Annotated in this window: 17 protein-coding genes; 4 read left to right on the forward strand and 13 right to left on the reverse strand. The window is 57.2% G+C overall.

Features of this window, described 5'->3' with window-relative positions; genetic code table 11:
• Positions 1-15: 15 nt before the first annotated feature.
• From lepB to rpoE, 8 genes are all read right to left on the reverse strand, one after another.
• Positions 16-813 (reverse strand): signal peptidase I, encoded by a 798-nt coding sequence (gene lepB / locus QPL95_RS12620; protein WP_303291342.1) that lies wholly within the window; start codon positions 811-813, stop codon positions 16-18.
• Between the two features lie 15 nt (positions 814-828).
• A complete protein-coding gene (gene lepA / locus QPL95_RS12625; protein WP_303291343.1) occupies positions 829-2,631 on the reverse strand; it encodes a translation elongation factor 4 in 1,803 nt (600 codons plus the stop codon).
• A 103-nt stretch (positions 2,632-2,734) separates the two neighbouring features.
• A complete protein-coding gene (locus tag QPL95_RS12630; protein WP_303291344.1) occupies positions 2,735-5,461 on the reverse strand; it encodes an EAL domain-containing protein in 2,727 nt (908 codons plus the stop codon).
• Between the two features lie 118 nt (positions 5,462-5,579).
• On the reverse strand, positions 5,580-6,998 hold the full coding sequence (locus QPL95_RS12635; RefSeq protein ID WP_303291530.1) for a DegQ family serine endoprotease: 1,419 nt from the start codon (positions 6,996-6,998) through the stop codon (positions 5,580-5,582).
• Between the two features lie 141 nt (positions 6,999-7,139).
• The gene (locus QPL95_RS12640) at positions 7,140-7,589 is read right to left on the reverse strand and encodes a SoxR reducing system RseC family protein (protein WP_303291345.1); all 450 of its coding nucleotides are present in this window, start codon (positions 7,587-7,589) and stop codon (positions 7,140-7,142) included.
• Positions 7,579-8,631, reverse strand: a complete 1,053-nt coding sequence (locus QPL95_RS12645; protein ID WP_303291346.1) for a MucB/RseB C-terminal domain-containing protein — start codon at positions 8,629-8,631, stop codon at positions 7,579-7,581. The genes QPL95_RS12640 and QPL95_RS12645 overlap by 11 nt, the downstream gene beginning before the upstream one ends.
• 17 nt (positions 8,632-8,648) lie before the next feature.
• Positions 8,649-9,212, reverse strand: coding sequence for a sigma-E factor negative regulatory protein (locus QPL95_RS12650; protein WP_303291347.1), 564 nt, complete (start codon positions 9,210-9,212; stop codon positions 8,649-8,651).
• Positions 9,213-9,227: 15 nt separating this feature from the next.
• The gene (gene rpoE / locus QPL95_RS12655) at positions 9,228-9,914 is read right to left on the reverse strand and encodes an RNA polymerase sigma factor RpoE (RefSeq protein WP_303291348.1); all 687 of its coding nucleotides are present in this window, start codon (positions 9,912-9,914) and stop codon (positions 9,228-9,230) included.
• A gap of 138 nt (positions 9,915-10,052) precedes the next feature.
• Here rpoE and nadB point away from each other — a divergent pair, with 138 nt between their 5' ends.
• The 4 genes from nadB to QPL95_RS12675 all read left to right on the forward strand — a co-directional run bounded on the left by nadB (position 10,053) and on the right by QPL95_RS12675 (position 14,364).
• Entirely contained in the window at positions 10,053-11,660 is a 1,608-nt protein-coding gene (nadB, locus tag QPL95_RS12660; RefSeq protein ID WP_303291349.1) for an L-aspartate oxidase, read from the forward strand.
• Positions 11,661-11,699: 39 nt separating this feature from the next.
• Positions 11,700-11,972, forward strand: a complete 273-nt coding sequence (locus QPL95_RS12665; RefSeq protein ID WP_303291350.1) for a succinate dehydrogenase assembly factor 2 — start codon at positions 11,700-11,702, stop codon at positions 11,970-11,972.
• A 473-nt stretch (positions 11,973-12,445) separates the two neighbouring features.
• Complete coding sequence (locus QPL95_RS12670) at positions 12,446-13,429, forward strand: folate-binding protein YgfZ (RefSeq protein ID WP_303291351.1); 984 nt, start codon at positions 12,446-12,448, stop codon at positions 13,427-13,429.
• 101 nt (positions 13,430-13,530) lie between these two features.
• A complete protein-coding gene (locus QPL95_RS12675) occupies positions 13,531-14,364 on the forward strand; it encodes an HDOD domain-containing protein (protein ID WP_303291352.1) in 834 nt (277 codons plus the stop codon).
• Between the two features lie 255 nt (positions 14,365-14,619).
• On the opposite strand, the gene ung is transcribed toward QPL95_RS12675, so the two are convergent.
• The 5 genes from ung to thrC all read right to left on the reverse strand — a co-directional run bounded on the left by ung (position 14,620) and on the right by thrC (position 21,273).
• Positions 14,620-15,360, reverse strand: coding sequence for a uracil-DNA glycosylase (ung, locus tag QPL95_RS12680; protein WP_303291353.1), 741 nt, complete (start codon positions 15,358-15,360; stop codon positions 14,620-14,622).
• Between the two features lie 4 nt (positions 15,361-15,364).
• Complete coding sequence (gene lysS, locus QPL95_RS12685) at positions 15,365-16,900, reverse strand: lysine--tRNA ligase (RefSeq protein ID WP_303291354.1); 1,536 nt, start codon at positions 16,898-16,900, stop codon at positions 15,365-15,367.
• Between the two features lie 50 nt (positions 16,901-16,950).
• Positions 16,951-18,046, reverse strand: a protein-coding gene (gene prfB / locus QPL95_RS12690; protein WP_303291355.1) for a peptide chain release factor 2 whose coding sequence is annotated in 2 segments (ribosomal slippage) — positions 16,951-17,973 and positions 17,975-18,046 — 1,095 coding nt in all. Because the reading frame shifts where the segments join, the coding sequence is not laid out codon by codon here.
• A gap of 86 nt (positions 18,047-18,132) precedes the next feature.
• Complete coding sequence (recJ, locus tag QPL95_RS12695; protein ID WP_303291356.1) at positions 18,133-19,866, reverse strand: single-stranded-DNA-specific exonuclease RecJ; 1,734 nt, start codon at positions 19,864-19,866, stop codon at positions 18,133-18,135.
• Between the two features lie 6 nt (positions 19,867-19,872).
• Positions 19,873-21,273 carry a threonine synthase gene (gene thrC / locus QPL95_RS12700; protein WP_303291357.1) on the reverse strand — a complete coding sequence of 467 codons (1,401 nt, stop codon included), beginning with the start codon at positions 21,271-21,273 and terminating at the stop codon, positions 19,873-19,875.
• Positions 21,274-21,279 lie beyond the last annotated feature (6 nt).

Raw genomic sequence — 21,279 nt, forward strand, 5'->3', positions numbered from 1 at the left:
CCGAAACCGTCGGGATCATTCAATGCCACCCACTCGATCAAAAGATGGCAGACTTGTCAGCGATTTCCAGTGCATCCAGATACCAAAGGCTTTTCCAACCACCATGCTATCTGGCACCGTTCCCCAGAATCGGCTGTCGTTACTGCTGTCCCGGTTATCGCCCATCACAAAATAATGGCCCTCGGGAACCTTCCACTCGCCCTCACCGGCACCGCTAACGCGGCCCATAGTGAGGTAGATATCATGAACGACGTCGCCCATTTCTTCGCGCCACCGCTCCATAGGAGGAAGCCGTGCCACAAAATCCCTGGGCACAGGCTCATCATTGATAAAAAGTTGTTTATTGCGATACCGGATGCTGTCACCCGGTAAACCGATCACTCGCTTGATGTAGTTGGTGGTGCCATCTTCCGGATAACGGAACACCATCACATCGCCCCGTTCCGGGTCTCCAATATCGACAATCTTGGTGCCGGCGACCGGCAGCCTGAGGCCATAGGCGTATTTGTTAACCAGAATAAAATCACCCACTTCCAGGGTTGGCAGCATAGACCCCGAAGGTATCTGGAACGGCTCCACCAGAAACGATCGCAACACCAGCACAATAGCCAGAACCGGGAAGAACGAGCGGCTCATCTCGATCAGCCAGGGTTCCTTCGGCTCGATCTGCTCTTCTGAATCCACACCCTCGGCAGGAGCTTGATGACCCGCACTGGCCAAACGGCGCTTTTTCAATAACAGCTTGTCGGCAAGCCAGATTACGCCTGTCACAAATGTCAGAACTACAAGTACCAGCGGAAAATCAATATCCATCCGGGAGCCTTTGTTTTAGTTATCCACTTTCAATACAGCAAGAAACGCTTCCTGAGGCACCTCGACATTACCCAGCTGCTTCATGCGTTTTTTACCTTCCTTCTGCTTCTGAAGCAGCTTCTTCTTTCGGCTGACGTCGCCACCGTAACACTTGGCTGTTACGTTTTTCCGCAACGCTTTTACCGTAACCCGAGAAACCACCTGGGTGCCGATCGCGGCCTGAATCGCAATATCAAACATCTGCCTCGGTATCAGCTCTTTCATCTTCTCGATCAGCTGACGCCCCTTACGGTGGGCCTGGTCTTTATGAACAATCAGCGCCAGCGCATCAACGCGTTCTGCGTTGATCAACACATCCAGCCGCACCAGATTGGCGAGCTGGAACCGGACAAAGTGGTAATCCAGAGACGCAAAACCACGGCTGGCAGATTTAATCCGGTCGAAGAAGTCCATCACCACTTCCGCCATCGGCAACTCGTAGGTGAGCTGCACCTGAGAGGCCATGAAGTGCATGTTTTTCTGAACCCCACGTTTCTCTTCACACAGGGCAATCACGTTGCCCAGGTGCTCCTGGGGTACCAGGATGTTGGCTTCGACAATCGGCTCACGCATTTCTTCAATAGAGCCAATATCCGGCAGCCTTGAGGGGTTGTCCACCGACAGGGTCTCACCTTGTTTGGTGAGCACTTCATAGATTACCGTCGGAGCGGTCGTAATGAGGTCAATGTCGTATTCCCGCTCCAGGCGCTCCTGGATGATTTCCATGTGCAACATGCCCAGGAAACCACAACGGAAACCAAACCCGAGCGCGTCGGAGTTTTCAGGTTCGAAAAACAGCGAAGCGTCGTTCAGGGTCAGCTTTTCAAGCGCATCCCGGAAGTCGTCGTAATCGTCTGCACTGACGGGGAACAGTCCCGCGTATACCTGCGGCTGTACTTTCTTGAAGCCGGGCAGCATCGGCGTTTCGTCGGCGTATTTCTGGTGCACAATGGTGTCGCCCACCGGAGCGCCGTGAATATCTTTGATACCGGCAACCACAAACCCGACATCACCCGCCTCCAGGATGTTGGTATCCGTAGGTTTCGGGTTGAAAATACCCACCTTGTCAGCGTTCCAGGCCTTCTTGGTCGACTTGATAACAATCTTGTCGCCTTTGCGCAGAACCCCCTCGGTGACTCGTACCAGAGAGACAACACCCAGGTAATTATCGAACCAGGAATCGATAATCAGCGCCTGCAGAGGCGCGCTGCGGTCGCCCTTGGGTGGCGGAATTTTCTTGATCAGATCTTCAAGCACATCTTCAACGCCCAGGCCGCTCTTGGCACTGCAACGCACGGCATCCTGGGCTTCAATACCGATGATGTCTTCAATTTCAGCCGCCACACGCTCGGGTTCGGCCTGAGGCAGATCCATTTTGTTCAGAACCGGCACCACTTCCAGGCCCTGCTCCAGCGCTGTGTAGCAGTTGGCTACCGACTGGGCTTCAACACCCTGTCCCGCGTCCACTACCAGCAGAGCACCTTCACAGGCGTACAGGGAGCGGGACACTTCGTAAGAAAAGTCCACGTGGCCCGGGGTGTCGATAAAATTCAATTTGTAGGTTTCACCATCCTTGGCCTTGTAGTTGAGCGTTACGCTCTGGGCCTTGATGGTAATGCCCCGTTCCCGTTCCAGATCCATGGAATCGAGCACCTGCTCGGCCATTTCACGCTCGGTCAAGCCTCCGCAGATCTGGATAAAACGATCCGCCAGAGTGGATTTACCGTGGTCAATGTGGGCAATGATGGAAAAGTTACGGATTCGGCTCAGGTCAGTCACAGACAATGATTACTCATATAAGACGTAGGATTGAGCCCGGAATGGCCGCTACCGGGTCCGGGAACGGCGTGATTTTACCGGTTACCGGCCGCCATTGCCATGATCAGGAAATAAGCGGCTTCTCGTACTGGCGAATCAGGAATCCAATCAGGGCATCTTCGTCCAGCGGATAGCTGAACAAATTACCCTGACACTGGGCGCAGCCGGCGGATTTCAGGAAGGTAAGCTGCTGCAGGGTTTCCACCCCTTCGGCCACCACGGTCAGGTGCAGCTTGTGCGCCAACGCAATCACCGCAGAAGCGACATCGGTCGCACTGACGTTGTAGGGGATATCGCGAATAAACCGATGATCGATTTTGATCACGTCCAGCGGAAGTTGCTGTAGCGCCACCAGCGAGCATGAACCGGTTCCGAAATCGTCCAGTATCAGGCAAACCCCGAGGTCATTCAGGGAGACCAGTAACTCCCTGAGCATACGGGGATCTTCGTTGAGCAGCTCGGCGGGCATTTCCAGCTCGAGCCGGTCCGGTGAAACACCGGTTTCCGTGATCACCCGCCGGATCAGGTCAAGAAAACCGGAATCCGTTAGCTGGCGCACCGAGAAGTTAACCGCCATTTTCAGGGACTCAAACCCGGCCCGCTCCAATGCCTGCACCTGAATGCAGGCTTGCCGCAGCGCCTGTTCGCCGAGCCGGATAATCAAACCCGTTTCGTCGGCCAGATTAATGAACTGCTGAGCAGAAACCAGGCCTTTTTCCGGATGGTGCCAGCGCAGGAACGCCTCAACACCAATCACTTTCTGACTGACCAGGTCAATTTTGGGTTGGTAGTGCAGCACAAAACGGTCACCTTCCAGTGCTGCCGCCAGTTCCTCCTGCTGCAACAGCCGCCTGGCAGCCTGGATATTCATGGCTGGAGTGAAAAACTGGTAGGTATTGCGGCCCAGCTCTTTGGCACGGTACATCGCCAGATCCGCATACTTCATCAGAGCACCCACATCTTCGCTGTCGTGCGGAATCATCGTGATACCAATACTGACGGTAATACCCACGTCATGGTCATTCAGCCTGATTCTCTGACACAACCTGCGCAGAATGGAATCCGCCACCTTGCTCACCGCATCGGTTCCACTGATTCGGGACAGCAACACAACAAACTCGTCACCGCCCAACCGCGCAACGGAATCTTCCTCCCGCACGCAGCCCTCAAGCCACTGGGCAACCTGGCGCAGCAATTCATCGCCGGCATCGTGACCCAGGGTATCGTTAATCCGCTTGAATCCGTCGAGATCAAGAAACATCAGGGCAGCGGGCTCACCACTTCGGCGGCAACGGCGCACAACATGACTCAAGCGGTCCCGGAAAAGCTGGCGGTTCGCCAGGCCGGTCAGCGGATCGTAGAAGGCCAGGCGGTGCAATTCGGACTGTGCAGCCTTGAGCTGAGTCAGATCTCGTAGACTGATCACGACACCATCCACACCCGGCACCTTTAACATAGAGGTGAACGTACCTTCCATGTCGCGCCACTGGCCATCGGCATCACTGATCCGCGCCCGAACCACCGGCATCTGTTTGCCGGGCGAAGCCATGGCCTCCTTAAAGCCACGCTTCAACTGGGGCCAGTCATCCTCGTGCACCAGGCTGTTAAACTTAAGATCGTGCACTTTCTCCGGATCAAACCCCAGAATATCCCTGCTGGATGGGCTGGCGTATAGAGGATCACCAAGGCGATCCATCACCAGGGTAACGTTCGCAGCGCCCTCGGTAATGGCCCGGTAACGGCCTGCACTGACCTGAGCTATCAGCCGGGAGCGCACAAGCGACAAAACAAACAGGCACAGCAGTACACTGATAGCCAGACCGGAGCCCAGCACAATCGGAGGCCTGGGATCCGCTGCCAGAAAATCAAACGCGGGAGTCGAGCGGGTTTGCAGCAGCCAGTTGCGACCACCATGAGAAATAGTCTGGCTCATCTCGAAGCTGAATTCGTTATCCAGCGATCCGAGGTTTGAACCGTACATCAGAGTGTTACGGGATACGGTCGCGCTGTCATAGATACGGACATCCAGGAACGGGGAAATCAGTCCGACAATACCGTCAATCAGGTTGTTCATCCGGAAGGCACTAAAAACATAACCCGCCAGCATCATTCGCCTTTCTGCGCGAATTTCAGGGATTTCACCACCTTGATAGACCGGATAATACATCAGGAAGCCGGCCTGATCTTCAGCGACCGATTCCTGCACCAGTACTACTTTTCCAGTGACCGTGGGGGTGGCATCGTCCCGCGCCTGCTCCATGGCCACCCGGTGAATCGGATCACTGAATGCGTCGTAGCCCAGAGCCCTGCGATTCCGGTTTGTGCCAGGCTCAAGATACACCATCGGGTAGTAATAAGGCCCGGTGCCCAGCGGTTTTACCAGGTAGTTATAAACCCCCTCGGCACGAACCGAGGCAATGTGATCGGCCATCTGCCGGACGCCGATGCGCTGAACGTAACCAATACCCTCAATGCCCGGGTAATAGCGGTTTATATCAACCTTATCAACGTACTCCCGCCATTCTGACCGGCTGACCTCACCGGAAACAGCGAACAGGCCTGCACTTCCGGCGAGCACCTGTTCATAGTTGAGCAACCGCTCTTCAATCGACGTTTTTAGCTGAAGGGACTGAGCGCGGAATTTGGCTTCGGTACGGTCTTCTACCAGCCGAATAGAAACCTGCCAAAGCAGGATCGTTACCACAACGGATACCAGGAAAACCAGCCAGGCAATCCAGGCGTTGCGCAGCTCGAGCAGCTGACGGGTGGGCAATTCCTTATTGGCTATCATCACTTATGGTCCGGTCCATGACCCATGTTTTTTATCAATTCGGGCGAGTATAGCAAAAGCTCCCGGGCATGTCGTGGCACACTCCGGGAGCCTGAACACTCTATCTGGCAGGATCAGGTCACGGCTTCATCACCAGATAGATAGCCCGACCCTGGCGCACAATGCGCACCGAGACGGCCCGGTTCTCTGGCAAGCCTTTGACCACGTCACGGAACTCATCGACCGAGCTCACTCTCTGGCGGTTAATTTCGGTGATGATGTCGCGGTTCCGGATGCCCGCATCAAGCGCCGGGCCAGGGCTGACATTCGACACCAGAACACCGCTTTCAACACCGGCAGACCGGGCGACGTCTGGCGCTAGCGGTTCAACCGCCAGACCGAGAGCATCAGCCGCACTGTCATTACGGCCGCCGGTGGCCGGTTTTGCCCCGGCGCCTGAGTCTTCCGGCAAGGCGCCGATTTCCACATCCAGAGCAATCTCTTTGCCCTCACGCAGCACCGTCAATCTGGCCGACTCACCCACCGGGGTTCGGCCCACCATCGGTGGCAAGTCGGAGGACAGCTGGACCTCTTCGCCGTTGTACTCAAGCACAATATCGCCGGACTGAAGTCCGCCAGCCAGCGCCGGCGAGCCATCCATGACTTCGGCAATCAATGCGCCTCGCGGTCGCTTAAGGCCAAAGGTTTCCGCCAGGTCGCGATTGACCTCCTGAATCAGCACCCCCAACCAGCCGCGGGCCACGGTACCCTTGTCACGAAGCTGGCGAAACACGCTCATGGCATCGTCCACCGGAATAGCAAATGACACGCCCATGAAGCCGCCGGACCGAGTGTAGATCTGGGAGTTGATGCCAACCACCTCACCGTCCAGGTTGAACAAGGGCCCGCCGGAATTGCCCGGGTTGATAGCCACATCAGTCTGAATGAAAGGTACATAGTTTTCAGAAGGCAGAGACCGCCCAAGCGCACTGACAATGCCCGCGGTAACGGTATAGTCGAACCCGAAAGGTGAGCCAATCGCGAACACCCACTCGCCGACCTTCAGATCTTTCGAGCTGCCAACTTTCACCACCGGGAGATCATCGGCATTTTCTATTTTGAGCACTGCCATGTCAGAGCGAGGGTCGGTTCCCACGATCACAGCCGCAAACTCCCGGCGATCGTTCAGCCGAACCACCACTTCATCCGCACCTTCAACCACATGATTGTTGGTCAGCACGTAACCGTCTTTCGAGACAATGAATCCGGACCCCATGGAACGGGTGGGCTGTTGAGCCCGGGGCGCTCCGCCAAAGGGAGACTGGGGACCGCGAAAAAAATCCTGGAGAAAGGGGGGCAACTGTTCGAGCTGGCGCTCATCAAAAGGCAGGCCGTGAAACCCCGAACCCTGGTTCGTCGGCTCACTGGTAGTACTGATATTGACCACCGCGCTGGAGTTTTCTTCCACCAGCTCGGTAAAGTCCGGCAACCCGCGTGCCGCCAGGCCCTGGCTCCAGAATACCGACACCATAACAGCAAGCATCAGCAGAACGCCCATCACCACTCCCGGGCGGAAGGTCTCGGGAAAACGGGCGATCTCTGTGTTTTTTCTTGGCATGTTGAACCCCCTTTTGGCCGTTGGTCAGACGCTTATATCTGGGGCCGACCAACTGATTTTCAACTTAAAAACTCGTATAGATCACAAACATGGAACCGCAGCGATTCGGTTGATCCGAATCATCCGTGGCTGAAACTTTTCCCCGGACCGTGACTGCCAGCGGCGAACCAGCCAGAACCCGGTCCCGAGCCCGACAAGAGCTCCAAGAATAGCGACAAGATCGGTTCCGCCAAACCAGCGATGGCCAGCAATGCTCATCAACACCATCAACACTAACGGCACCCCGTAAACCGCCAGAGAGGCCGAGAGCAGGGACTGTTCGTCAACGCCAATCACGACCTCGTCACCCACCCGGGCGCCGGCCGTATTTTCAACCAGAATCTGATTCGCCCGCCCCCCGGAAACGGCAGCCAACGCCCGCTGACCACAGCCGGACCGTGCCGAGCAGCTCTCGCAGGCACTGACTCGTATCGTCTGAACCCACGCATGCTCGCCATTGAGCGCCACGACTTTTCCGGTTTCAGTGATCACGGGCGGACCACCCGCGGGCCATTTCGTCGTCAATACTGACGGCATCAGCCACTTTTCTGGCGGTTCCAGGTGGAATTTCTCCAACCACGGCGATCAGAAACGGACGATCAGCCACGGACAGCTCCCGCATATACACCGTCGTGGCACCAATACGCGAGGCACCGGTGGGCATTTTCAGCCCGGTTACAGGCTCCACAAAAACCGAAAATGCCGCCAGACCATCGGAAAAAGCAACCGCTTTGCCCTTGCCAGAACGCGGCACCGCAGCTGGCACGAACCCCTCTGGCTGCCAGTTCAAAGTCCAGCCACTCATACGCCCGACGGGAGACTGGCGAGCAGCTTCAATATCCAGGCTGCGGGTAATTTCCCGGCCTCGGGTTTGAATCTCAAATTCGGCGTCGGGAATGTCATCTGTAATTTCAAGGCTGGTGAACTGAAAATGCTCCAACACCGCACCGTCGACATCCCTGACATGACTCTTTACCAGCAGGCCCGTGCTCTTTTCGAGCCAGAGCCGATGGCTGTATCGATGCTCATCTTTCGGGGTCAACGCAACGGTCACTACGTCGTAACCTGCTACCCGGTCCTCACCCACCAGCTCGGGAAGGTACCATTGGCCAAACGGCATGAGCTGACTGGTGAATGCTTCGGCAAAAGGGCCTGAGGGAATCACCTCATCCAGCCGAATGCGCCCCTGGTCCGGTAACACGCAGACTACGTTCATACCTCTTCTGACAATCTCGCCGCTGCCACCGTCCTGCATAACCAGACGTTCTTCAACCCGGCCATCCCGGAACCGGTGGGCAATACGCATGGAATGCACCTGATCGCCCCGGGCATATACGAACACCCCTTGATAGGATGTCATGTTCAGCGCCGGCCCCAGGCGCTCCAGCCAGGCCATGGCCTGCTCGGTCTGGGGGGCATTACCAACCTCCCCCGGAGCCTGGGCATACGCCCCCGGTACACTCAACAAGTACGCCAAGGCGAGCAACGTCAATCCGCGAACCATTGCCAACCTGTCTTTAACCGGAAACTTCATGAACAGACACCCCAGGATCAATAACCGCCACTGGCACTGACCAGGCGGGCATAACCCACTGATCCGCGACCCGCACCCACGCTGTTATGTTGTGCGTGCTCAAGCAAATATTGCCGCATCTGGCGCAGCTGTTGTTCATCAAGCCGTTGCAACGCCACCTCTTCCACAGCCGACGGCAGCAAGGCGGGATTACGGCTGTCTATCCCGGCGGAGGCCAGAACATCCGTCATCTCATCCGGCTGAGCATCCCAGCCTGCCCCGGCACCAAATCCCACCACCAGAGCCATTACAACCATCGCCGCAACCGGCCATCGCCAGTAGGACACAGCCACCGTTCTGGCCCGCTCCGCGACCGGAGCCGGACGTTCCTGGCCGTCAAGGGCCTCTCGCACCGCACCGGCCAGATCCACACCGTACGAAGGGCCGTGATTCTCATGCATCAGGTCACGTACCTGCTGCCATCGCTGCCACTGGTCTCTGACGTCGGCCTGGTTTTCGTGCGACAACAGACGACGTACTGAAAGCTCATCGGCTTCGTCATCCATCATTGCTGAAAGTGTTTCTCTGAGACGCTCATCCATCGGATGCAACCTCATTTACGTCACTGAATGATTAAGCAATGGGCCTATATGGCGGTCCACCGCATCCCGGGCCCTGAAAATCCTGGAGCGCACGGTCCCGATGGGGCATTCCAGAATCCCGGCAATGTCCTCGTAGCTAAGCCCGTCATACTCTCTGAGTAGAAACGCCGAACGGAGTTCCTCTGGTAACCGGGATATAGCTTCAGACAATGCTTTCTGCAGTTGTTCCTTTTGCAGAAGTCGCTCAGGCGAGGCCAGGTCCCGTAACCGGCTGCCATCATCGTAATTCTCTGCCTCGGCAGAGTCGGCCGAACCCTGCGGCCTGCGACCGCGGGCTTCGAGATAGTTTTTGGCCGTATTGACAGCAATCCGGTAAAGCCAGGTGTAAAATGCGGAGTCGCCCCGAAAACGGTCGATCGCCCGGAAGGCCTTGATGAAGGTTTCCTGTGCCAGGTCCATCACTTCCTGACTGTCGTATACATAGCGGCTGATAATAGACGCCACCCGCGACTGGTATTTCACCACCAACAAGTCAAAGGCCGCACGGTCACCATTGCGAACCTTGCGCACCAACTGCAGATCCGTCTGGCTTTCGGTCTGCTCACCCGGTTTCCAGTCATTATCAGGAGTCATGGACGACGCAACGGAGTGTCCTGTTCTGTTTGCCACCGCGGTGGCTTTTAAAAGGCTGGCTTGTGTCATTCGGCTTTTCCGGCGCTCACAATAGAACCCAGGTTGCAGACAGCAACCGGCTGGTGGCATATCCATCAGGCCAAATAGACAGCAAGCGTAAAGTTTAGTTCAATACACGTCCACATTATGGCCCGCGATAACGACTCAATGCCACAATCCTACGAATACGATGTTCTCATTATTGGCAGCGGCGCTGCCGGACTGACCGTTGCCCTGAACCTGCCGGAACACCTGCGGGTCTGCGTGGTCAGCAAAGCCGACATAAGCTCCGGGGCAACGCTCTGGGCTCAGGGCGGGATAGCGGCGGTTCTCGATGCTACCGATTCCGTCGAGAACCATATTCAGGACACACTGAACGCAGGCGGCGGGCTCTGCCATGAAGATGCGGTGCGCTTCACGGTTGAGCATGGAAAAGAAGCCATTGATTGGCTGATTGAGTCCGGTGTGGACTTTACCCGGCAAGAAGACAACGACCAATACCACCTGACCCGAGAGGGTGGCCACAGTCATCGCCGCATTATTCACGCAGCCGACGCCACCGGTCAGGCGGTTTCCACGACACTGGCAAGCCAGGCGGCAGCCAGGCCCAACATTGAACTCAAATCCGGCCGGGTCGCGGTGGATCTGATCACCAATCGCAAGCTCTCACTACCCGGAAACCGCTGCATCGGCGCCTACGTTCTCAACCTGGAAGACAACCACGTTGAGCTGTTCCGCGCGAGATTTACCGTGGTGGCTACCGGCGGCGCATCCAAAGCCTATCGTTACACAACCAATCCGGATGGCGCCTCCGGTGATGGCATTGCCATGGCCTGGCGTGCAGGCTGCCGGGTGGCCAATATGGAATTCAATCAGTTCCATCCCACCTGTCTGTACCACCCCCACGCCAAATCCTTTCTGATCACCGAGGCCGTCCGCGGCGAAGGTGGCGTGCTCAGGCTGCCGGATGGTAGTCGATTCATGGATCGGTTTGACGATCGAGCAGAGCTTGCCCCCAGAGACATAGTCGCCCGGGCAATCGACCACGAAATGAAGCGACTGGGTGCTGACCACCTGTTACTGGACATCAGTCACAAACCGGCCGACTTCATAAAACATCATTTCCCGACCATTTATGAAAAATGCCTCAGCTTTGGCATCGACATTACCAAAAGTCCGATACCCGTTGTGCCTGCCGCCCACTACACTTGTGGGGGCGTTATCAGTGATGAACGCGCAAGAACCGACATAAACCAGCTGTACGTAGTCGGCGAGGCCGCCTTTACCGGGCTACACGGGGCCAACCGGATGGCCAGCAACTCTTTGCTGGAATGCCTGGTGTACGGCCGAGCCGCCGCCCAGGACATTGCCCGACGGGAAGCCGATATTCCGCCGGCACCATCAGCCCCGGGCTGGGACGAAAGCCAGGTGCGGGACTCCGACGAAGATGTCATCATTTCCCACAACTGGGATGAGCTGCGTCACTTCATGTGGGACTATGTCGGTATCGTTCGCACCACCAAGAGGCTGCAACGGGCCAAACATCGCGTCGACCTGTTATCCGGAGAAATCAGCGAGTTCTACAGCAACTACCGGGTCACCAATGACCTGATCGAGTTGCGCAACCTGGTGACCATATCAGACCTGATCATATGTTCGGCTCTGCAGCGCAAAGAAAGCCGAGGCCTGCACTACACCCTGGATTACCCGGGGCTGCAGAACGAAGCCCGCGATACCGTACTGGTACCGACAACCTATCGAACGCTGTCTCCCTGAACCGGGGACTTCACAACGCTTCTCAAGACGGAACTCACTATGTCCGACACCCATGAATCAAAAGAACACACTGAATTCCACCGTTTATGGTGGCACAGCCGCAGGGGCATGCTTGAGCTGGACGTGCTGCTAATCCCCTTTCTGGAAGAGGCCTACCGGGATCTCGATCCGGAAGATCAGGCTCGCTATCGAAAGCTGCTGAGTTGCGAAGATGCCGATATGTTTGAGTGGTTCATGCAGCGCAGTCAGCCTGATGATCCGGATCTTCACCGTATGGTCGAAATAATTCTGAACCGTGTCCAGCCGGATTAACCTGAACCTGTCACCCTCAGGTTCTGCCGGACTGCTGGCCACCGTTCCGTGGTTTGCTTTGGCCGCGTTTTCCGTTGCTGCAGCCCTGGAATCATCCCCTCTGCTCCTGGCCGGCCTGATTCCGGCATGCGGTATGGGTTGGCATTCTTTTCGGCGTTACGGCCTGCTGCAAACCCCCAACGCAATTGTGTCATTACAAAGTGACGGTAACGGACTCACATGCAGCCTCACCAATGGCGACGAAATCCCCGTGACCGTTTGCGGCTCCAGTTACCTGAGCCCCACGCTTGTGATCCTGAAACTCAGACCCAAAAAACCTGTATCAGGTAGCATGATCACCCTGATGACCGGCAACGCCGGCCCGTTCAGAGGCAATGCCACCGAACCTGATTTCAGGCGGCTTAGAATGCAGCTGCGAACAGGGCATTCTGCCAATCCGTACTGAACGCCATCGTACTCATCTGGAGACCATCGTGAGCAAAGAGGACAAGCAGCCAGTTTCAAGTGCTCAGCCCACAGGCCTGGTGGCACTGAACAATCGAGTGATGATTCGTATCAGCGGCCCGGGCACTGACAAGTTCGTGCAGGGCCAGTTCACTCAGCATGTTGACGAAGTTACCCGCGATCAGTCATTGCGTGCCGCGGCGTGCTCGCCCAAGGGTCGAGCCTATTGCCTGACACGCCTGGTAAGGGACGGCAATGACCTTCTGATGGACCTGGATTCCCCTCAGGCCGAAACCACCCTCAGCCATTTCAGGAAGTACCTCATGCTGTTCAGAGGCACCACAATGGAGGCCCTGCCCTCTGCCAGAATATTCGGCCTGGTCGGCGAGGCTGCCGCCATAGCCGTTGCCGGTCAGGGCGCAAAGGCCCTTGCGCGGCCCGGGCAGGTTCTGCAGACCCATACCAGCCACCTGATCCGCGTGGAAGACACAGGCGAAGGCATACCACGCTACGAGTGGTGGCAGCCATCCGAAGAGCCGAACATACCGTCCGGATTGCCCGAGATGTCTCTGAATAGCTGGCTCGCATCCAGTATCTCGGCCGGTGTGCCCTGGCTGACACCCGCAACCCAGGACACCTATGTACCGCAAATGCTGAACCTGCAGCATTTGCAGGGAGTACACTTCAAGAAGGGCTGCTACACCGGCCAGGAAGTGATTGCCCGGATGCACTTTCTGGGTCAGCTTAAAAAAAGCCTGTTCCGGTTATCGTTCAGCAACCTGGATGACGCTCCGACGGAAGGCACAAGGTTGCTGGACAGGGGCAACAAGGTGGGTGAAATCGTAAACGCCGTGCTGACGCAGGACCGCCAGGGCGAGATGCTGGCGGTCATACGCCACGATGCAGAGATGGATTCGCTATCACTCGACGGCTCCGAAGATGCCATGATCCGGCTTGAGCACCTGCCCTATCCGGTGCCTGAGCGGGAGCAGAAAACGCAAGCGGATACATAAGTTGACAGGAAAGACCGGGAAATTTTGCTATATATAAAGCACATACCGGTTTATACAGCCCCCTGTCCGAGGGCAACGAGACAAGTGGAACGTTACTGACCATGACCAATATTGTTGAAACCATAAAGTCTGACCTGACCAGCGCCATTGAAAACGACAAACTGGTGCTGCCGACACTGCCCGAGGTGGCCCTTCAGGTACGTGACATAGCCGAGTCCGAGGATTCTGCGATTGCAGACCTGGTGCGGGTCATCAGCAACGACACTGCACTGTCTGCTCGCATCATACGGGTCTGCAACAGCCCTTTGTTTCGGGGCAGCCGTGCTATCGAGAACCTGAACATGGCGGTTAGCCGGCTGGGCATGGCGTATACCAGCAACCTGGCCATGGGGCTGGCCATGGAACAGATGTTCCAGGCCACCTCGGATATGGTCGACAAGCGCCTGCGTGCAACCTGGCAGACCAGTACCGAAGTGGCCGGCATCTGCCACGTTCTGGCCCAGCACTACACAAAACTCAAACCCGACCAGGCCACACTGGCCGGCCTTGTCCACCTGATCGGCGTGCTGCCCATCCTGCGCTACGTTGAAGACCAGGACATCCAGATCAGCAGCATCATGCTCGACAACGTGATAGAGCAACTGCACCCGCGCATTGGTAGTTTAATTCTGAAAAAATGGGATTTCCCGAAAGAACTGCAAGATGTTCCGCTTGAATATGCCAACTTCCAGCGCGAAGTGCCTGCTCCGGATTATGCTGATCTGGTGATGATCGCCAATCTGCAATTGGTGGCGGGAACCGACCATCCCTGGAATGAGATGGATTTCTCGACCATTTCGGCGTTTAGTCGCCTGGGACTGGATCCTGAAACCAATATGGCCGAGGAAGAGGATCTCAACGCTCAGATGGAAGCGGCTATGGCGTTGCTTCAGTAACTGGAGTTTACTCAGGGTTTGGAGCGGGACCTGCCGTCTCGGCGGTCGGTCCGGCTCCCAAAATATACCGAGCTGACCCGCACGCCCTCGGATCTGGGGCAGGCACCCAAAACACGCTGTGAATACATCCCTGGCAGATTTTTGCTCCTGCAAAATCTGCACTCCCACCATCCATGGCGGTCGTGCTCGGCTCCGCCATCCCTGGCTCCGCACGGTTTTGGGTGCCTGCCCCAGCCCCGATGGCTACAATTGCGTTTAGCCTCGTTCTTTGTGGTATTTCTCTATCAACTCCGCCTTGCTTGGCAAAGCCCAGTCAACAGCAGGCTTGCTCTGCTTTTGAAGCCAGTCGTTGGCTTTTGAAAAGTGCTGGCAACCGAAAAATCCCCGGTAGGCGCTGAGCGGTGACGGATGCGGGCCTTCCAGAACCAGATGGCGGTTACGGTCGATGTGTCGGCCCTTTTTCCTGGCGTAGCTGCCCCAGAGCAGAAACACCACGCCATCCCGCTCCCGGTTAACGGTTTCGATCACTTTGTCAGTGAAGACCTCCCACCCCTTGTTCTGGTGCGCACCGGCGTTGCCCTGTTCGACGGTGAGAACCGCGTTGAGGAGTAATACGCCCTGCTCGGCCCAAGGCTGTAAACAGCCGTGATCAGGAGCAGCTATACCGAGGTCTTGCTGGATCTCTTTGAAGATGTTGACCAGGGAGGGAGGTGTTGGCACGCCGGGGCGGACGGAGAAGCAAAGGCCATGGGCCTGACCGGGGCCGTGGTAAGGGTCCTGGCCCAGAATCACTACTTTGACCTGGTCCAGTGGGGTGCTGTTCAGGGCGTTGAAGCAGTGTTTCTGCTCCGGGAACAACACTTTGCCCGCCTTTTCTTCGGCGGCCAGGAATTCTGCCAGTTGCCGCATGTATGGCTGGTGGAACTCGTCCACCAGCCATTGATCCCAGCCGCGGCCGGGCTTCAGTTGCTGAGCCAGTGCCTCGGCGGGGTGCATGGGCCTACTCGCTTTCCGGCTTTTGTTCCGCCTTGTGTTCCGGACGCATGGCCGGGAACAGGATAACGTCGCGGATCGATTGCGAATCCGTCAACAGCATGGCCAGGCGGTCGATACCGATGCCTTCACCGGCGGTCGGCGGCAGGCCGTATTCCAGGGCCATCACGTAGTCTTCGTCGTAGAACATGGCTTCGTCGTCGCCAGCGTCTTTTTCGGCGACCTGGGCCTGGAAGCGTTCGGCCTGATCTTCGGCATCGTTAAGCTCGGAGAAACCGTTGGCGATTTCGCGGCCACCGACGAAGAACTCGAAGCGCTCGGTGACAAACGGATCGCTGTCTTTACAGCGGGCCAGCGGGGAGATCTCTTTCGGGTATTCGGTAATAAAGGTCGGCTGCATCAGACGATGCTCGGCAGTGGCCTCAAAGATCTCAATTTGTACCTTGCCCAGGCCCCAGATGTCTTTGACATGGATGCCCAGATTTTTCGCCACTTCGCGGGCTTTGGCATCATCTGCCAGTTGCTCGCGGGTGATGTCCGGGTTGTAGCGCAAAATGGCATCCACCACGGTCAGGCGCTCGAACGGTTTGCCGAAATCGTATTCGATGATTTCGTCGGTGCCGTCTTTCAACACCCGGGTATTGGTGACTGTGGTCGTACCCAGTACTTTCTGTGCGATGGTACGCAGCATGTCTTCGGTCAGGTCCATCAGGTCGTTGTAATCGGCGTAGGCCTGATAGAACTCGACCATGGTGAACTCGGGGTTGTGCCGGGTAGAGAGGCCTTCATTACGGAAGTTACGGTTGATCTCGAACACCCGCTCGAAGCCACCGACCACCAGCCGCTTGAGGAACAACTCCGGCGCAATTCGCAGGTACATGTCGATGCCCAGGGCGTTGTGATGGGTGACAAACGGGCGTGCCGTGGCACCACCGGGGATGACCTGCAGCATGGGGGTTTCCACCTCCATGAAGTCACGATCGGTGAAGTACTGGCGCATCACGTTGATGATCTTTGAGCGGGCATGGAACACCCGGCGGCTGTCTTCGTTCACCATCAGGTCAACATACCGGTGGCGGTAGCGCGCTTCGGTGTCGGTCAGTCCTTTGTGCTTTTCAGGCAGCGGGCGCAGTGACTTGGTGAGCAGCGTGTACTCATCCATGGACACATACAAATCGCCCTTGCCGGACTTGCACAGGATGCCGCGCACGCCCACGATATCGCCCAGATCCCAGTGCTTGGTGTCTTTCTGGACCTCTTTGGGGGCGTAGATCTGGATGCGGCCAGTCATGTCCTGAACCACTTTGAACGCCTTGCGGTCGAGCATCATGCGGCCGGCAATGGCCACTTCGATGCCCATCGCCTCGAGTTCTTCCTTGGAGTTATCACCGTATTTTTCCTGCAGCTCGGCAGCGGTGGCATCACGGCGGAAGTCGTTCGGGAACGGATTGCCTTGTTCGCGCAGGCTCGCCAGTTTGGCGCGGCGCTCGGCAATCAGCTTGTTGTCCTCGGGCTGTGCGGCGTTCTGGGTATGTTCAGTCATGTTGGCTCACTAGAAGTCGGGGATGTCCGGATCGGTTGGTATGGCGCTGGTTACAGCGCCATCTTCAGACTGGCTTCAATAAACTTGTCGATGTCGCCATCAAGCACCGACTGGGTGTTGCTGGTTTCCACCTTGGTACGCAAATCCTTGATGCGGCTGTCATCCAGAACGTAGGAACGGATCTGGCTGCCCCAGCCGATGTCAGACTTGGCATCTTCCTGCAACTGCTTCTCGGCATTACGCTTCTGCATTTCATGCTCGAAGAGCTTGGCCTTGAGCTGCTTCATGGCCTGGTCTTTGTTCTGATGCTGGCTTCGACCAGCCTGACAGGCCACGACAATCCCGGTGGGGTTGTGGGTCAGTCGTACCGCGGATTCGGTCCGGTTAACGTGCTGACCACCGGCACCGGAAGCCCGGTATACATCAACCCGCAGGTCGGCCGGATTGATTTCCACTTCAAAGCTGTCGTCCACTTCCGGCGATATGAACACCGAAGAGAACGAGGTGTGGCGACGGTTACCGGAATCGAATGGCGATTTACGCACCAGGCGGTGTACGCCGGTTTCGGTGCGTAACCAGCCATAGGCATAGTCACCCTGGACGTGAATAGTGGCACTTTTGATGCCCGCCACTTCACCTTCCTGCAGCTCGACGATTTCGGCTTTGAAGCCGCGGCGCTCAGCCCAGCGCAGGTACATGCGCAGCAACATGTTGGCCCAGTCCTGGGCTTCAGTGCCACCAGAACCGGCCTGGATGTCGAGGTACGCATTGTTGGCGTCCATTTCACCCGAGAACATGCGACGAAATTCGAGCTTTTCCAGCTCGCCATCCAGGCTTTCGAGGTCGGCCTGAATTTCCTCAACGGTGCCTTCATCGTCCTCTTCCACCGCCATTTCGAGCAGGCTCTCGGCATCGCTGAGACCGCTGGTCAGGTTGTCGATGGTTTTGACGATCAGTTCAAGATCCGACCGCTCTTTACCCAATGCCTGGGCCCGCTCAGGGTCGTCCCACACTTTGGGCATTTCAAGTTCACGCTCTACTTCGACCAGACGCTCACTACGCTGATCGTAGTCAAAGATACCCCCTCAGCGCTTCAGTGCGCTCGCGAAGCTCTTTGATCTTCACCACTATAGGATTAACTTCCATGAAATCGGGTCTCGCTTTGGAAAATGATGCGATAAAAACAGAGGGCGGATTCTACCGGAATTCGTGCGTTAAATCAGCAGGAGGAATCAGCCCAAAGGCTCCAGATAGTCCACGAGAAGCTGCAAATTGGTCCGCCCACGAAAGGTATTGGCATCCGGCTTGTAAACCAGCCGTGCGCCAGTCCGGGTATAGTCCGGCACTTCCGGCCCGGTATTGAACGCGATGCCATCAATAATGCCGCCCCCCTCCACCGGCTGCAGCACCAGCTTCAAATGGTTTTCGCCCACAACTCGCTGACTGACCACCCGGAATTCACCATCAAACACCGGCTCGGGAAAGTGCTGGCCCCAGGGGCCGCCGCGCTTGAGCTGATAAGCGGTATCGAGATTCAGCTCTTCCGGGGCAAGAGGCCCGTCGGTGGTGATCGCGGCTTCCAGATCTTCCGCTTTCAGGGTATCCCGGACGGCCTGATCAAAGGCGTTGCTGAAATTCTCCAGATCATCCCGGGCAATGGTCATGCCGGCCGCCATGGCGTGGCCGCCGTATTTTTTCATTAATTCAGGGTGTTTGGCATCCACCACCGCCAGGGCATCACGGATGTGCAGGCCGGGGATGGAGCGGGCCGACCCTTTGAGGTGCAGTCCGTCATCGTCCGGTGCAAACGCGATGGTCGGGCGATGGGTCTGTTCGCGAATTCTGGCGGCCAGTATGCCGATGACACCCTGGTGCCAATCCTGATCAAAAAGCGCCAATCCCCAAGGCAGCCCCTCGATGTCCAGGGACATGGACGCCAGCAATTCCTGAGCCTGGTGCTTCATATCCTTTTCGATCGTTCGACGTTCACGATTGAAGTTGTCCAGTTCCCGAGCCAGACGCAACGCTTCGTCACGACCATCGGCGAGCAGGCAGGCGATGCCGATGCTCATGTCGTCCAGGCGCCCGGCAGCGTTCAAGCGGGGGCCCACCACAAAGCCCAGATCGGTGGAGCTGATCTGGGTGTAGTCACGACCTGCCACTTCCAGCAGCGCCAGGATCCCAGGGCGGGCCTCACCTTTGCGGATGCGGCGTATGCCCTGCTCTACAAATATTCGGTTGTTGTGGTCCAGCGGCACCACGTCCGCCACAGTGCCCAGAGCCACCAGGTCCAGCAGGGTGCCCAGGTTGGGCTCGGGGTCTGGCAACAGATTGTTGTCGCGTAGATGCTTTCGCAAAGCGGTCAGCACGTAGAACATGACCCCCACACCCGCAGCGTTCTTGCTCAGAAACGGACAGCCAGGCTGGTTGGGGTTTACGATCGCATCGGCGTCCGGCAACTGATCACCGGCCAGGTGGTGGTCGGTGATGACCACTTTGATACCAAGCTCCCGAGCCACTCTCACACCTTCCAGTGCGGAAATGCCGTTATCGACGGTCACCAGCAAATCGGGCAAGTCGCCCTCGTCTTGCAGCCGATGAATAATACCCGGGGTCAGGCCGTAACCGTCGGAGAACCGGCTGGGCACACGGAAATCCACTGACGACACGCCGAGCATGGATAGCCCAAGCATGGCAACGGCGGTACTGGTCGCACCGTCAGCATCGAAGTCTCCCAACACCATCACCCGGTGCTTCTGCACCACAGCCTCAGCCAGCAACTCAACTGCCCGGTCGATACCCCGCAATTGCATGGGCGACGCGAGGTGTTTCAGTGTGTACTGGAGCTGTTCGTCAGAGTGAACACCCCGGGCGGCATAAAGCCGACGGAGAATGGGCGGGAGGTTTTGCCCCCAGCCAGGCGCATCGGCGGGCTGGGGGCGACGCAGGATCTTTTTTGGTGTCATGCCAGGTCAGGCATTTTTCCAGTGCTTGGCCAGGAAACCTTGCACGTCCGCGAGATTATTCTCCAGCACCGTATACCGCTCTTCCCGCTCGAACAGATCCGCCATGTGGGCCGGCAGCTCGGGCTTGACGGTGAGACCGGATTCGACGATGGCATCCGGGAATTTAGCCGGATGTGCTGTACCCAGAGTAATCATCGGCACCGCGTTGTCGCGACGGCAATTACGGGCAGCACGAACACCGATGGCGGTGTGCGGATCCAGCAGGTATTCGTTCTGCTCGAAGATTTCCCGGATGGTCTCGCAGGTGGCTTTGTCGTCCACCGCATCACTGTCAAACAACTTGCGGGCGTGCTTCCAGCGATAATCTTCGATGCTGACCGGGCCCTTGGCGGCACGCTCCAGCAGGTCTTTCACCGCTGCGCCATCACGGCCGTGCAGGTCAAACAACAGGCGTTCGAAGTTGCTGGACACCATGATATCCATGCTCGGCGACAAGGTATGCTCCAGCTGGTGCTGCTCGTACTTGTTGCCGCTCATGAAGCGATGCAGGATGTCGTTGCGGTTGGTGGCGATCACCAGCTGGCTGATCGGCAGCCCCATCTTCTTGGCGAGGTAACCGGCAAAGATATCGCCAAAGTTACCGGTGGGCACCGAAAACGCCATGCTGCGGTCCGGACCACCCAGTGAGAGCGATGCCTGAAAGTAGTAAACAATCTGGGCCATGATCCGCGCCCAGTTGATGGAATTCACTGCCGCCAACTGAGTCTTGCCACCCAGGAAGGACTGGTCGCCGAAGCTTTCCTTGACCATGCGCTGGCAATCGTCGAAGTTACCTTTGACTGCGATGTTGTGGATGTTATCACCCTGCACCGTGGTCATCTGGCGGCGCTGTACTTCAGACACCCGCTGATAAGGGTGCAGAATGAAGATATCCACATGCTTGCAACGGCGGCAGCCTTCGATCGCCGCCGAGCCGGTATCACCGGACGTCGCGCCCATGATCACCACGTGCTGATTACGTTTCTCCAACACATAGTCGAGCAGGCGACCCAGCAGCTGCAGAGCAAAGTCCTTGAACGCCAGAGTCGGACCACGGAACAATTCCATCACCCACTCGTTGCTGTCGAGCTGCACCAGTGGCGCAACAGCCTGGTGGGTGAACACGCTGTAGGTTTCTTCCAGCATCTTGCGGAATTCATCCGCGGGGATTGCGTCTTCAACAAACGGATACATGACTTTGTAAGCCAGCTCCGCGTAGGGCAACCCGCGCCAGCTGCGAATTTCTTCGAGACTGAAATGCGGAAGGGACTCCGGCACATACAGGCCGCCATCGGTGGCCAGACCAGTCAATAGAACGTCTTCAAAGCCCAGTGCGGGTGCTTCGCCCCGTGTGCTGATGTATCTCACGTGCGT

The organism is Marinobacter sp. SS5-14b (genome assembly GCF_030541005.1).
Lineage (GTDB): Bacteria > Pseudomonadota > Gammaproteobacteria > Pseudomonadales > Oleiphilaceae > Marinobacter.

Coding starts and splice junctions, on each gene's coding strand:
- lepB (WP_303291342.1), bottom strand. CDS start 813: ATGGATATTGATTTTCCGCTGGTACTTGTAGTTCTGACATTTGTGACA.
- QPL95_RS12630 (WP_303291344.1), bottom strand. CDS start 5,461: ATGATAGCCAATAAGGAATTGCCCACCCGTCAGCTGCTCGAGCTGCGC.
- QPL95_RS12635 (WP_303291530.1), bottom strand. CDS start 6,998: ATGGGCGTTCTGCTGATGCTTGCTGTTATGGTGTCGGTATTCTGGAGC.
- QPL95_RS12645 (WP_303291346.1), bottom strand. CDS start 8,631: ATGAAGTTTCCGGTTAAAGACAGGTTGGCAATGGTTCGCGGATTGACG.
- QPL95_RS12650 (WP_303291347.1), bottom strand. CDS start 9,212: ATGGATGAGCGTCTCAGAGAAACACTTTCAGCAATGATGGATGACGAA.
- rpoE (WP_303291348.1), bottom strand. CDS start 9,914: ATGACACAAGCCAGCCTTTTAAAAGCCACCGCGGTGGCAAACAGAACA.
- nadB (WP_303291349.1), top strand. CDS start 10,053: ATGCCACAATCCTACGAATACGATGTTCTCATTATTGGCAGCGGCGCT.
- QPL95_RS12665 (WP_303291350.1), top strand. CDS start 11,700: ATGTCCGACACCCATGAATCAAAAGAACACACTGAATTCCACCGTTTA.
- QPL95_RS12675 (WP_303291352.1), top strand. CDS start 13,531: ATGACCAATATTGTTGAAACCATAAAGTCTGACCTGACCAGCGCCATT.
- ung (WP_303291353.1), bottom strand. CDS start 15,360: ATGCACCCCGCCGAGGCACTGGCTCAGCAACTGAAGCCCGGCCGCGGC.
- lysS (WP_303291354.1), bottom strand. CDS start 16,900: ATGACTGAACATACCCAGAACGCCGCACAGCCCGAGGACAACAAGCTG.
- recJ (WP_303291356.1), bottom strand. CDS start 19,866: ATGACACCAAAAAAGATCCTGCGTCGCCCCCAGCCCGCCGATGCGCCT.